Source organism: Alsobacter sp. SYSU BS001988 (assembly GCF_054796215.1).
On record NZ_JBTAMK010000003.1, the window covers coordinates 78,666 to 90,693 of the forward strand.

A 12,028-nucleotide genomic window follows, 5' to 3' on the forward strand; every position below is an offset into this window, starting at 1 on the left:
GCGCGGATCATTCGGCGGCGAGCCCCACGCCGTTCAGGGGGACGCGATGGCGCCGCGCCTCCTCGAACCAGGGCTTGGTCATCGCGCCGATGCTGTCGAGGCCGTCCAGGAGGCCCGGCACGAAGGCCTGCGAGGGCTTGGGCTGGTCGCGCAGCGCCCGGATGGCCCGGGCCATCTCGACCGGGTCGCGGCCGCTCGCCGGAGCGTCGAGCCCGTCCAGCTGGCGCAGCAGGCCCAGCCGCTCGGCGCAGGTCGCCCGGATCGCCTGCTCCAGGCGCGGCGTCTTGCGCGGCACGATGAGGGCCGGCTTGTCGAGGGACAGGATCTCGCAGAACGTGTTGTAGCCGCCCATCGCCACGATGGCGGAGGCGCGCTGCATCAGGTGCTCGATCTTGGAATCGAACATGATGGCGTCCACCCGGTCGAGCTTGGCGATCCGGTCCATGAAGGCGCGCCGCGTCGTGCGGGCGATGAAGGGGCCGAACACCACGAGCGCCGGGATGGCGATGCTGTCGTCGTGCTCATAGGCGGAGACCACCCAGTCGATCAGGTCCGCGCCGTCGCCTCCGCCCCCGGTGGTGACCAGCACGAAGGGGCCGCGGGTGAGCTTGGGATAGCGGGCGAGCTGCGGCTCGTCCGGCAGTTCGCGCCGCAGATAGCCCGTATAGGTGATCCGCTGCTTGACGGCGTCCGGCAGCTCCAGCGCGACCAGCGGGTCGTAGAGCTCCTTCAGGCCGTAGATCCAGATGTCGTCGTAATAGTCGATCAGCGCCTGCCTGGCGCCCTTGCGCTCCCACTCGGGCAGCAGCAGCGCCGGCTCGTCCATGACGTCCCGTATGCCGAGCACCAGCCGCGCGCCGCGGGCCTTCATGGCGTCCAGGGTCGGCAGGATCTCGCCCCGGAACCCGGTGGGCTCCTTGTCGACGATCACGATGTCGGGGGAGAGGGCCAGAGCCGTGTTGCGGATGATGGCCTCGCGCATCGCCACGGCCTCGTCGAGGCCGAGATTGAGGTTGAGGCTGGTGTAGTCGCCATTGGGCAGCTTCACGACGCCCGGCACGCGGACGAAGTCCACGCCGTTGCCGAAATCGAAGCTGCCGACCACCGGCGACCCGGTGATGATCACCACCGACGCGTCCGGCGCGGAGGCCACGAGAGCGTTGGCGATGGCCCGCGACCGGCGCAGATGTCCGAGCCCGAACGTGTCGTGGCTGTAGATCAGAACGCGTGGCGATCGGCGTTCGGGAGCCGCCCAGTCGCCTGCACCGGAGGTAGAGACCGGCTGAAACATCAATCACCGACTCCCGTGCAGGGCGCCAAGTTCAGGGAGCCGGCCCCTTGTCGGCCGGGATCCTGTGCGACCGGATGGCGCCGATGCGGCGTCGATCCCAGCCTGACCCCCCAAGACTAGCGAATGGACCGGGATTTCGCACGCGCAAAAACATCGTCCGGCCTGTCGGCGCCGACCGAGGCCGCCCGCCGCCCCGGTCCGCCATGGCTCCCGTCTGGTTGCAACCAATGCGTGTATTTTCAGTCTATGCAACAGGATACGTTAAATCGCGGCGTCTATCGTGGAGCGTAACAGGATCAGAGCGCCGTCATGTCCCGTCATTGGCTGAACTTCTGGAAGAGCGAAGATGGAGCGACCGCCGTCGAGTACGGCCTCATCGCCGCCATCATCGCGACGGTGCTGGTGGGCGCGACCGGATCTCTGAAATCGGCCCTGACGGTGATGTACAGCACCATCCTGACGCAGTTCTTCGGCGCCACGAGCTGAGCCGCGGGTCCGCGCGGCGCCGCTCCTATTCGGCCGCCATCATGTCGTCGCCCGCGATGTTCGCGCCCTTCAGGTTGTCCAGGCTGGACACGATGTGGCCCGCCAGGGCGTCCGACAGCGCCGAGCTCTCGTGGCGGTTGCGCATCAGCCCGATCTTGCACGAGGGCAGGGCGGGGAAGCCCTCCGAAGGCCCGAGCACCCGCATGCCGGGCCGCGCCGCGCTCTCGGGAAGCACGCCCACGGCGAGCCCGGCCAGAACCGCCGCCCCGACCGCGTTGGAGTTCCAGCTGGCGTAGAGGATGCGGTAGGGCCGGCCGATGCGGTCGAGCCGCTCGGTCGCGGCCTGGCGCCAGTTGCAGGTCGGGCGTCCCAGCGCCAGCGGCAGCAGCCTCTCCTCGTGCACCGCATGCCGCTGCGACGACACCCAGAGCAGCCGCTCCTTGCGGATGATCTCGGCGTGGCCGCGGCTTTCCACATGGGTGATGATGGCGAGGTCCAGATCGCTGGTCTGGATCCGGTCCGCCAGCATCGGGGTGGGCTCGCACACGACGGTGACCTCCACCTTCGGGTTCGATCGCGAGAACCGCGCCAGGATCTCCGGCAGGTATCGGTCGGCGTAGTCGTCCGGCACGCCGAGCCGCACCCGGCCGGCCAGTTCGGCGTCCGCGAAGCTCGCCAGGCATTCCACGTTGAGGCGCAGGATGCGGCGCGCGTAGTCGAGCAGGCGCTCGCCGTCCTCGGTGAGCCGCGAGGCGCGCCCGTCCCGCTCGAACACCGGCTTTCCGAGCCGCTCCTCGAGCCGCTTCATCTGCATGGAGACGGCGGATTGCGTCTTGTGCACGACGTCGGCCGCCTTGGTGAAGGAGCCGGTGTCCGAGATCGCCACGAAGGTCTTGAGCTGGTCGATGTCCAGGAGGTGCATGGCGCGGCCTGCGTTTCGGTTTGCGCGCGGGCGCGGGCGCCCTCGTGCCGTGACGTCTCAATGACAATGATCGATTTCCATGATGCAGTCCATCATGAACATTCGTTTTATTCATGGACCGGGCGGGAGTATCCCTGACGCCGAGGTCGCGGTGGTCGCGGCCGCATCCCGGGCCCGACCGGCCCGACGCCGACACAGGAGCTTTCCATGACCTCCCCCGATCCGCAGGTCCTCGCCGCCGCGAACGCCGTCGCCCCCGCGCGCGCCGTCGCCGTGCTGGCCGGCCGCATCGGGACGGCCTGGAAGCGCTGGCGCAACCGTCGCCAGGTGGCCGAGCTGCTCGCCCTCGACGATTATCTGCTGCGCGATCTCGGCGTGGCCCGCGGCGACGTGTTCGAGGCCCTGTCCGACGCGTCCGTCAGCGACGCCTCGATTCATCTCTGCGCTTCGGCGAGCCAGGCGCGCCAGCACGAGACGATGCGCCTGCGGGAAAGCCTTCGATCGGCTCGGATTCTGACGATTTCGCCGCGCGTCGCCGCGCCGGTCCAGGCCGGACGCGCCGCCTGAACCTTCATCCCGCTTAGCGGGTCGCGCGTTCCCCCTCCCGCGGCTCGCTCCTGAGGCCCCGTCTCGCCCAGACGGGGCCTCTTTTCATCACGATCGGTGATGACTCGATTCAGCGATCCGAATGGGACGCCCAGTCCCCCAGCACCGCCTGCACCAGCGTCAGCGCCGCCACCGCGGCGGTGTCGGCCCTGAGGATGCGCGGTCCCAGCGACAGCCTCAGCACGTGGGGAAGCCTCCGCAGGGCCTCCCTTTCCTCGGCGGAGAAGCCGCCTTCCGGGCCGATCAGCACCGCCGCGGGGCCGGGCGCGACGCCTTTCAGGGCGGCGATCGGGTCCGCCGTCTCGGCGTCCTCGTCGCAGAAGATCAGCAGCCGGCCCGGCTCCCAGCCGTCCAGCAGGCGGTCGAGCCGCGTCTCGTCGGCGACCTCGGGCACGGCCAGCACGCCGCACTGCTCGGCGGCCTCGATGGCGTTCGCCCGCATGCGCTCCAGATTGATGCGCGAGACCTGGGTGCGGCGCGTCACCACGGGCCGGATCAGCGAGGCGCCCATCTCGACCGCCTTCTGGACCATGTAGTCCAGCCGCGCGTGCTTGAGCGGCGCGAAGAGGTAGTGCACGTCCCCGGCGGCCGGCTGGGCGCGGGTCCGCGGGCCGATCGACAGGACCGCCGCCTTCTTGCCGCCCTTGCCGAGGCTCGCCTTGAACTCGCCGTCCCGGCCGTTGAACACCAGCACGGGATCGCCCTCCTGGAGGCGCAGCACGTTCAGGAGGTAATGCGACGGATCGCGCTCGAGCGCCACCTCGGCCCCGGGAGCCAGCGGAGCGTCGACGAAGAGCCTCTGGGCGCGGAAATCGTAGGAGGCCACGGTTCTCTCCTGTGCGGGCCCCCGTGTGTAAAGGCGGCGCAACCGGATTTCAGCCGTTTTCTTGGACTACGGCCCTCGCCATCGCGGGTCTGGGGCCAGAGCGTGGGGGAAAGCGCGGGGTCCGCCATGTCCACAGATTGCAAAGCCTCGCCCCCGACTGGTAAAGGAAGGCCGATGTCTGACAGGGGACGAAGCATGTTCGCGGCACTAACGCAGGGTCGGCGCTCGGCGCGGGGCGCGGCCACCGTCATCGGAGCGAGCCTCGGAGCGGCCCTGGCGATGGCCTGCGCGGTCGGGCCGGCGTTCTCGCAGGCCGCCGACTGCGCCGAGATCGGGCCGATGCTGCAGGAGCGCGGCAAGCTGCTCCAGCGCGCCCAGGGCTTCGCCAAGAAGAAGCCCACCGCCGCGGAGGCCTGCGGCGTGTTCACCTCCCTGGCCAACAACGGCGCCAAGATCATGCCGTGGCTGAAGTCGAACTCCGAGTGGTGCCACGTGCCGCCGGAGGTCGCCACCAATGTCGGCGCCCAGGGCGCGCAGGTCGCCAAGGCCAAGGCCAACGCCTGCCAGGCCGCGGCCATGCAGAAGAAGATGGAGGCCCAGGCCCGGCAGGGCGGCGGCCAGAAGCAGCCCGGCCTGTTCGGCGGCGGCGACGACATCGTCGGCGGGCCCATCAAGATGCCGCAAGGCGCCCTGTGAGCGACAGCCCGGCGACGGGCGCGAAAGACCTCGACGCGCAACGCCTGAACGCGCGGACCCTGGACGCGCCGGTGCCGGACGCGCCGCGCGGCAACATCGTCGACGCCTATGCGCCGCCGTCCTGGCGGCCTTATCTGAGGCTGGCGCGGATCGACCGCCCGATCGGCTGGTGGCTTCTGCTCCTGCCCTGCTGGTGGTCCGCCGCGCTGGCGTCGGCCGTCGACCGCTCCGGCCCGCCCAGCATCGCGCATCTGGCGCTGTTCTGGATCGGCGCGGTAGCCATGCGGGGGGCCGGGTCCACCTATAACGACATCGTCGACCGCGACCTGGACCGGCAGGTCGAGCGCACCCGCGGCCGCCCGATCCCGTCCGGGCAGGTCTCGGCCCGGCAGGCGGCCGTCTTTCTGGCGGCGCAGTGCCTCGTCGGGCTGGCGGTCCTCCTCTGTTTCAACGGCTTCGCCATCGTGGCCGGCTTCGCGTCGCTCGGATTCGTCGCGATCTATCCCTTCATGAAGCGCATCACCTCTTGGCCCCAGGCCGTGCTGGGCCTGGCTTTCGCGTGGGGCGGACTGATGGGCTGGGCGGCGCATTTCGGCTCGCTCGCCTGGCCGCCGGTCTTCCTCTACGTGGCCGCCATCGCCTGGACGATGGGCTACGACACCGTCTACGCCATCCAGGACCTGGAGGACGACGTCCTGGCCGGGATCAAGTCCACGGCCCGCATGTTCGGCGCGCATGCGCGCGAGGCCGTGGGGGCGCTCTATCTCATCGCCATCGTGGCGGCCGGGGCGGCGGTGAACGGCGCCCATCTGGGGCCGTTGGCCCATTTGGGCCTGCTCGCCTTCGCGGCGCATCTGTTCTGGCAGGTGCGGACGCTGCGCAAGGCGAACGGCGCCGTGGCGCTGCGCCTCTTCCGGTCGAATCGCGATGCGGGGCTGTTGTTTTTCGCCGGGCTGGTCCTGGAGGCGGTCCTGAGGACCGCGTGAGCGTTCGGCCGCGGGTCAGCGGGTCCACGCATCCGGCGACATGTCGCGCTCGCGGCGCACGAGCGGCCGCTCGGGCAGGCGTCCGCATTTGCGCCGCTGCAGGAACCGCGGGCGCCGCCGTCTGAGCGTGGCGTTGCGACGGCGGTAGCGGAAGGGGCCGACCGTGACGGCGCCGCAATGCTCATAGGGCTGCAGCACGGCCCCGTCGTCCCGCATCACCAGGAGCGGCAGGCCGAACGCCATGGCGGTCTTGCGCCACTGCGCCACGACGGCGCTGTCGTCCTGGGCCGAGACGAGCACCGCCGGGCCGCGCCCGTCCGCATAGACCATGCTGATGTCGTAGAGGTCCGCCGCGACCCCGCTCTGGGAGAGGAGCACGCCGCTGGCGCCCCGCGCGATGGTGCGGCGGCCCGCGAACGGGCCGGCGACCACCATGTCGGCGAGCCGACCGACGAGCTCGCTGCGGACCAGCGGGGCTTCGCTGGCCGGCGGCCGGACGGGCCGCTCGAGGCGGCCCGCCGACCCGTCCGGAGTCGGGCGGTCATGATCCTGCACAGACATCGACGTCTCCCAAGACGCTGGCGGCCCGATCTTTTTTGGGTCCGCTCTCTTGCCTGGGATCATGCCCCGGTCCATCTGGGAATCGCTTAAGCGGACTGGTTAACGGGTCCGTTTGGGCGGGTTAACGCCCGTTTTCCTTGACAGGAGCTTGCAGCTTGGCCGCAGCTTGCCGCGCCGCGGCATCGGGGCTAGAAGACCTCGTCCCCGCGTATTGGAATCGTTGATGGCCCTGACCCCGAGCCACATCCCGGAGGGCGCGCTGCAGGCCGCGCGCGAGGCCGCCATCGAGGCGGGCCGCATCGCGCTGGGCTATTTCCGGCACGGCGGGAAGACGCGCGCCGGCATCAGCTACAAGGAGGGCGGCTCGCCCGTCACGGAGGCCGACCTCGCGGTCGACGCCTTCCTGAAGGCCCGCCTCATGGGGCTTGCTCCCGGCTTCGGCTGGCTCTCGGAGGAGACCGCCGACGACCCGTCGCGGCTCGGCCGGCGCCATGTCTGGGTGGTGGACCCCATCGACGGCACGCGCTCCTTCGCGCGGGGCGACACGGACTGGACGGTCGCGCTCGGAATCGTGGAGGACGGCGTCGCCGTCGCCGGCTTCGTCTACGCGCCCGTGGCCGAGGTGATGTACGAGGCCCTGCCGGGCGGCCCGGCGCTGAAGAACGGCGTCGAGATCCGCGCGTCGGGGCTCGATTTGGTCGAGAACGCCCGCATCGCCGGGCCCGGCCCGATGCTGGACGCCATGCAGGCGGCGGGCACGCCGTTCCGGCGCATGCCGCGCATCCACTCTCTGGCCTACCGCCTCGTGCATGTCGCCGACAGCTCCATCGACGGCGCGCTCGCCGGCGGCAGGGCCCATGACTGGGACCTGGCCGCCGCCCACGCCATCGTCTCCGCCGCCGGCGCTGAGATCGTGACCGCGACGGGCGCGACGCCGCGCTACAACCGGCCCAGCACGATGCACGAAGCCCTCGTGGTGGCCTCGTCCGGCCTCGCCGCCGAGCTGGCCGGCATGATCGCGAACGGCGCGCTGTCGCAGGCGGCCGGCCACAAGGACGCGATCGCCGGCCTCTAGCCGGGACCCTTCATGGCTGCGGCCCGCGCAGCTTCCTTCCTGATCCGAAACGCCGCCAAGGACCTGACCGATGACGACCGCTCCCGCCAAACAGCTTCCCCATCTCGTGTTCGGCGGTGAACTCGTCAGCCTCGACGGGACCGAGTTCCGGGACCTGTCCAAGCTCGACATCGTGGGCGTTTTCCCGAACTATGCGTCCGCCCATGCGGCATGGAAAGCCAAGGCGCAGTCCACGGTCGACAATGCCCATATGCGCTACTTCATCGTGCATCTTCACCGGTTGCTCGATCCTGCGAGCGCCTCCGGCGCGGCGGGCTGAGGCGCTGCCGACGCGGCCAGACCCATGTTGACCAGGATCGGACGCTCGCAAGGCGTGCAGACGGCCATTGGCCGCATGCTGGCCGGCTATCTGCGGCTCGTGGGCAAGACCAACCGCTTCAGCGTCGATCCGCCGGACCTGTTCGAGCGCCTCGACGCGCAGGCGCCGTTCATCTGCGCGCTGTGGCATGGGCAGCACTTCATGATCCCGCTCGGCAAGCGCCCGCAGGACCGCTACGCCGTGCTGATCTCGCGCCATGGCGATGGCGGCATCAACGCCGCCGCCTGCGAGAGCTTCGGCATCCGGCCCATCCGCGCCTCCGGCGGCAAGCCCTCCAAGATGCACAAGCGCGGCGGCGTCTACGGCCTGCGCGAAATGCTGCGGGCGCTGCAGCAGGGCGACAACGTCACCCTGACGGCCGATATCCCCAAGAAGGCCCGCATCGCCGGGCTCGGCATCGTGACCCTGGCGCGCATGTCCGGCCGGCCGATCATCCCGGCGGCCGTGGTGACCAGCCGGCGCATCACGCTGGCCAATTGGGACCGCACCTCCATCGGGCTGCCCTTCGGGCGGGGCGTCGTGGCCATCGGCGAGCCCATCCATGTCGATCGCGACGCGGACGACGCCGCCCTGGAGCAGGCGCGGGCCCGCCTGGAGCATGAGCTCGACGCCGTGCACGACCGCGCCTTCCGGCTCGTGGGAGGCCGGGATCCGGGCGCGGCGCTGCGTCGCCCCATGCGGGAGAGGGCCGCGTGAGCGCGCTTCCGCTTTCGCTTCGCGTCTATGCGGCCGGGACCAGCCTCTTCGGCCCCTTCGCGCGCTTGCTGCTGGAGCAGCGGGCCCGCCGCGGCAAGGAGGAGCGCACCCGCATCGGCGAGCGCCGGGGGGAGCCGAGCGCCGCCCGCCCGCCCGGGCGCCTCGCCTGGCTGCACGGGGCCAGCGTCGGCGAGACGCTGTCGCTCGTGCCCCTCGTCGAGCGGCTGACGCAGCGCGGCCTCAACGTGCTGGTCACGTCCGGGACCGTCACCTCGGCGCGGCTGCTGGAGCGCCGCCTGCCGCCGGGCGCCTGCTACCAGTTCGTGCCGCTGGACGTGCCGGCCTATGTGCGCCGCTTCCTGGACCACTGGCGGCCCGACCTCGTGCTGATCGCCGAGTCCGAGATCTGGCCCAACATGCTGGTGGAAGCCGACCGGCGCGCCATCCCGCTCGTGCTGGTCAACGCCCGCATGTCGGAGCGCAGCTTCCGCCGCTGGCAGCGCATGCACGGCATGATCGAGGCGGTGCTGTCGCGCTTTGACCTGTGCCTCGCCCAGACGACGGCGGACGCCGACAGGCTCGCCCGGCTCGGCGCTCCGCGGGTCGGGGTCGCCGGCAACCTCAAATTCGACGTGCCGCCCCCGCCGGCCGACCCGCTGCGGGTGTCGGCGCTGAACGGCGTCATCGCCGGCCGCCCGGTCTGGATCGCGGCCTCCACCCATCCGGGCGAGGAGGAGATCGTCGCCGCGGTCCACCGCGCCATCGCGCCGCATTTTCCGGGGCTGCTCACCATCATCGCCCCGCGCCATCCCCGGCGGGGGGCCGAGATCGTGGAGATCGCCGCCGATTTCGAGCTGCGCGCCGTCCAGCGGTCGCGCGGGCTGGAGCCGGAGAAAGGCGCGGACGTCTACGTCGCCGACACCATGGGCGAGCTGGGCCTCTTCTATCGGGTCGCGCCGGTGGTGTTCGTCGGCAAGTCGCTGGTGGGCGATGGCGGACAGAACCCGATCGAGCCGGCCAAGCTGGGCGCGGCGATCCTGCATGGGCCCCATGTGCAGAACTTCGCCGACGTCTACGCCGCGCTCGACCGCGACGGCGGATCGCTCGCGATTCCCGACGCCCAGGAGCTGGCCAACACCCTGATGCGGCTCCTGAACGACGGCGCGAAGCTGCGCCGCATGGCGCGCGCCGCCGCCGCCACCGTGGAGGAGCTCGGCGGCGCGATGGACCGCACGATGGCGGCCATCGAGCCCTATCTGATGCAGATGCGCCTGGAGGCGCGCTGATGCGCGCTCCCGCCTTCTGGCGGGAGACGGGGGGCGCCGGGATGCTCTTGGCCCCGCTGGGGCGGGTCTACGGAGCCTTGGCGGCGCGCCGGATGGCCCGGGCGGGCGAACGGGCCGACGTCCCCGTCCTGTGCGTGGGCAACTTCACGGCCGGCGGCGCCGGCAAGACCCCGACCGCGATCGCCCTCGCCGAAGCGCTGCGGGATCTCGGCTGGCGGCCGGCCTTCCTGTCGCGCGGCTATGGCGGGGCGGTGCGCGAACCCATCCGGGTGGACCTGTCGCGGCACACCCACCAGCTCACCGGCGACGAGCCCCTGCTGCTGGCCCGCCACGCCCCGACGGTGGTGTCGCCCGACCGGGTGGCCGGCGCGAAGCTCGCGGCGGCGCTGGGCGACGTCATCGTCATGGATGACGGCCTGCAGAACCCGGCTCTCGCCAAGGACCTGCGCATCGCGGTGGTGGACGGCCAGTACGGGGTCGGGAACGGGCGCTGCATCCCGGCCGGTCCGTTGCGCGCGCCCCTGGCGGCGCAGCTCGGCCATGTCGAGGCCGTGCTGGTGATCGGCGAGGGCGCGCCCGGCGCGGAGGTCGCCCGTGAGGCGCAGGCGGCGGGCGCGACCGTCCTGCACGCGGACCTGACGCCGGACCCGAAGGCCATTGCGGCGCTTCGCCGCGACCGGGTCTTCGCCTTCGCGGGGATCGGCAGGCCGGACAAGATGTTCGACACGCTGCGCGACGCCGGCGTGACCGTGGCGGAGCAGCGCGCCTTCCCGGACCACCACCGCTTCACCCGCGCCGACGCCGCGGCGCTGCTCGGCCAGGCCAGGACGCGCAAGCTGACGCCGGTCACCACCGAGAAGGATCTGGTGCGCCTGCGGGACGTGCTGGCGCCCGGCGAAGAGGGGATGCTGCGCGTCCTGCCGGTGCGCCTCGCCTTCAGGGACCCGGCCGCCCTCAAGGCGCTCCTGGCCCGGCTGCCGCCCGTCCGCGCCAGGCGCTGAGCCGGCGCTAGGGAGCCGTCTTGCCGCCGAGCCGCTCGATGATCGCCTCGCGCGACGCGTAGGCTTCCTGCCGGTCGACGTTCCAGTAGCGCAGTTCCTCGATCGGGATCGGCTGTCGCGTGACGGCGCACCGCACATAGGCGCCGGGCTTGACGATGCGGAAGTCGCCGTCGAGATATTCGACGACCGCTTCCCCCTGCACCGGTCCACGGCGGTCGAAACGGTTCAGCACGGGCATCTCTCCTACTCGATCTTGCGGATGGTCGCCGGACAGGGGACACTCTGGGCGCTCACGCCCTGCGCCGCGATGGTGTATCGCAGGGCGCAGCATCCTCCAAGCCGCAGGCGTTCGTCATGCGTCTCACGTCCGTGCTGTCCGCCGCTCTGGGAGCGGCCTGCGCCGGCGCGCTGGCCCTGTCCTCGCCGGCCCGCGCGGAGCCGCAACGCATCCGGCTGACGGGGTCGGATGTGGTGCTGGCGGCCGTGCTCTACAAGCCCGAGGGTCCGGGCCCGTTCCCGGCCGTGGTCGCCCTACACGGCTGCGGGGGGCTGTTCCTGCGCAACGGCAAGGTGAGCCCGCGCGACGAGGACTGGGGCGAGCGCCTGGCCGCCCAGGGCTTCGCCGTGCTGATGCCCGACAGCTACGGGCCGCGCGCCGTGGGGCCGCAATGCCGCAATCGCGACAGGACCGTGCGGCCCAGCGCGCAGCGCCAAGCCGACGCCCACGCGGCGCGCCGCTGGCTGCAGAGCCAGCCCTTCGTGAAGCCCGAGGCGGTGTCGCTGATGGGCTGGTCGAACGGGGCGGCCACGACGCTCTATGCCATCAAGGACAGCAAGACGAGCCGCGCCGCGATGGGCGACGGCCCCGATTTCGCCCGCGCGGTGGCGTTCTACCCGGGATGCCGCGCCCTGGCCGAGCGCGGCGGCTACAAGCCCCGCGCGCCGCTGCTGATCCTGATGGGCGAGAACGACGACTGGACGCCGGTGGAGAGTTGCCGCCGGCTCGTCGACCAGGCGAAAGCCGCCGGCCGCGCCGCGACCCTGGTCGCCTATCAGGGCGCCTTCCATGATTTCGACAGTCCGGGCGCGCCGGTCGTGACCCGGCGGGGTCTGGCCTTCACGGCCAGCGACACCGGCGAGGCCCAGGCCGGGACGGACCCGGCCGGCCGCGAGGACGCCATCGCGCGGGTCCCCGCCTTCCTGGCCCGCTGACCCGC

Annotated in this window: 15 protein-coding genes; 10 read left to right on the plus strand and 5 right to left on the minus strand. The window is 71.6% G+C overall.

From position 1 onward, the window contains the following. Positions 1 to 7 precede the first annotated feature (7 nt). Entirely contained in the window at positions 8 to 1,291 is a 1,284-nt protein-coding gene (locus ACYVO7_RS07420) for a glycosyltransferase family protein (protein ID WP_460449201.1), read from the minus strand. A 309-nt stretch (positions 1,292 to 1,600) separates the two neighbouring features. On the opposite strand from ACYVO7_RS07420, the gene ACYVO7_RS07425 reads away from it, so the two are divergent. Continuing rightward, on the plus strand, positions 1,601 to 1,777 hold the full coding sequence (locus ACYVO7_RS07425; protein WP_460449202.1) for a Flp family type IVb pilin: 177 nt from the start codon (positions 1,601 to 1,603) through the stop codon (positions 1,775 to 1,777). A gap of 25 nt (positions 1,778 to 1,802) precedes the next feature. Here the strand turns inward: ACYVO7_RS07425 and ACYVO7_RS07430 are convergent, their stop codons facing one another. Beyond that, on the minus strand, positions 1,803 to 2,699 hold the full coding sequence (locus tag ACYVO7_RS07430; RefSeq protein WP_460449203.1) for a LysR substrate-binding domain-containing protein: 897 nt from the start codon (positions 2,697 to 2,699) through the stop codon (positions 1,803 to 1,805). Between the two features lie 207 nt (positions 2,700 to 2,906). Here ACYVO7_RS07430 and ACYVO7_RS07435 point away from each other — a divergent pair, with 207 nt between their 5' ends. Continuing rightward, positions 2,907 to 3,266 (plus strand): DUF1127 domain-containing protein, encoded by a 360-nt coding sequence (locus ACYVO7_RS07435; protein WP_460449204.1) that lies wholly within the window; start codon positions 2,907 to 2,909, stop codon positions 3,264 to 3,266. 109 nt (positions 3,267 to 3,375) lie between these two features. On the opposite strand, the gene ACYVO7_RS07440 is transcribed toward ACYVO7_RS07435, so the two are convergent. Then, positions 3,376 to 4,131 (minus strand): 16S rRNA (uracil(1498)-N(3))-methyltransferase, encoded by a 756-nt coding sequence (locus tag ACYVO7_RS07440; RefSeq protein ID WP_460449205.1) that lies wholly within the window; start codon positions 4,129 to 4,131, stop codon positions 3,376 to 3,378. Positions 4,132 to 4,326: 195 nt separating this feature from the next. On the opposite strand from ACYVO7_RS07440, the gene ACYVO7_RS07445 reads away from it, so the two are divergent. After that, on the plus strand, positions 4,327 to 4,827 hold the full coding sequence (locus ACYVO7_RS07445; protein ID WP_460449206.1) for a hypothetical protein: 501 nt from the start codon (positions 4,327 to 4,329) through the stop codon (positions 4,825 to 4,827). Between the two features lie 44 nt (positions 4,828 to 4,871). Next, entirely contained in the window at positions 4,872 to 5,813 is a 942-nt protein-coding gene (ubiA, locus tag ACYVO7_RS07450; RefSeq protein ID WP_460449572.1) for a 4-hydroxybenzoate octaprenyltransferase, read from the plus strand. 15 nt (positions 5,814 to 5,828) lie between these two features. Here the strand turns inward: ubiA and ACYVO7_RS07455 are convergent, their stop codons facing one another. After that, a complete protein-coding gene (locus ACYVO7_RS07455; protein WP_460449207.1) occupies positions 5,829 to 6,374 on the minus strand; it encodes a DUF6101 family protein in 546 nt (181 codons plus the stop codon). A gap of 223 nt (positions 6,375 to 6,597) precedes the next feature. On the opposite strand from ACYVO7_RS07455, the gene ACYVO7_RS07460 reads away from it, so the two are divergent. The 5 genes from ACYVO7_RS07460 (at position 6,598) to lpxK (ending at position 10,811) form a co-directional block, all read left to right on the plus strand. Next, complete coding sequence (locus ACYVO7_RS07460) at positions 6,598 to 7,449, plus strand: 3'(2'),5'-bisphosphate nucleotidase CysQ (protein WP_460449208.1); 852 nt, start codon at positions 6,598 to 6,600, stop codon at positions 7,447 to 7,449. A 70-nt stretch (positions 7,450 to 7,519) separates the two neighbouring features. Then, on the plus strand, positions 7,520 to 7,768 hold the full coding sequence (locus ACYVO7_RS07465) for a DUF4170 domain-containing protein (RefSeq protein WP_406856574.1): 249 nt from the start codon (positions 7,520 to 7,522) through the stop codon (positions 7,766 to 7,768). A 24-nt stretch (positions 7,769 to 7,792) separates the two neighbouring features. Continuing rightward, complete coding sequence (locus ACYVO7_RS07470) at positions 7,793 to 8,524, plus strand: lysophospholipid acyltransferase family protein (protein WP_460449209.1); 732 nt, start codon at positions 7,793 to 7,795, stop codon at positions 8,522 to 8,524. Continuing rightward, entirely contained in the window at positions 8,521 to 9,810 is a 1,290-nt protein-coding gene (locus tag ACYVO7_RS07475) for a 3-deoxy-D-manno-octulosonic acid transferase (RefSeq protein ID WP_460449210.1), read from the plus strand. The genes ACYVO7_RS07470 and ACYVO7_RS07475 overlap by 4 nt, the downstream gene beginning before the upstream one ends. Then, the gene (lpxK, locus tag ACYVO7_RS07480; RefSeq protein WP_460449211.1) at positions 9,810 to 10,811 is read left to right on the plus strand and encodes a tetraacyldisaccharide 4'-kinase; all 1,002 of its coding nucleotides are present in this window, start codon (positions 9,810 to 9,812) and stop codon (positions 10,809 to 10,811) included. The genes ACYVO7_RS07475 and lpxK overlap by 1 nt, the downstream gene beginning before the upstream one ends. A 7-nt stretch (positions 10,812 to 10,818) precedes the next feature. Here lpxK and ACYVO7_RS07485 read toward each other — a convergent pair whose 3' ends face one another. Next, on the minus strand, positions 10,819 to 11,040 hold the full coding sequence (locus ACYVO7_RS07485; protein WP_460449573.1) for a DUF2093 domain-containing protein: 222 nt from the start codon (positions 11,038 to 11,040) through the stop codon (positions 10,819 to 10,821). Positions 11,041 to 11,165: 125 nt separating this feature from the next. Here ACYVO7_RS07485 and ACYVO7_RS07490 point away from each other — a divergent pair, with 125 nt between their 5' ends. Further along, positions 11,166 to 12,023 (plus strand): dienelactone hydrolase family protein, encoded by an 858-nt coding sequence (locus tag ACYVO7_RS07490; RefSeq protein WP_460449212.1) that lies wholly within the window; start codon positions 11,166 to 11,168, stop codon positions 12,021 to 12,023. Positions 12,024 to 12,028 lie beyond the last annotated feature (5 nt).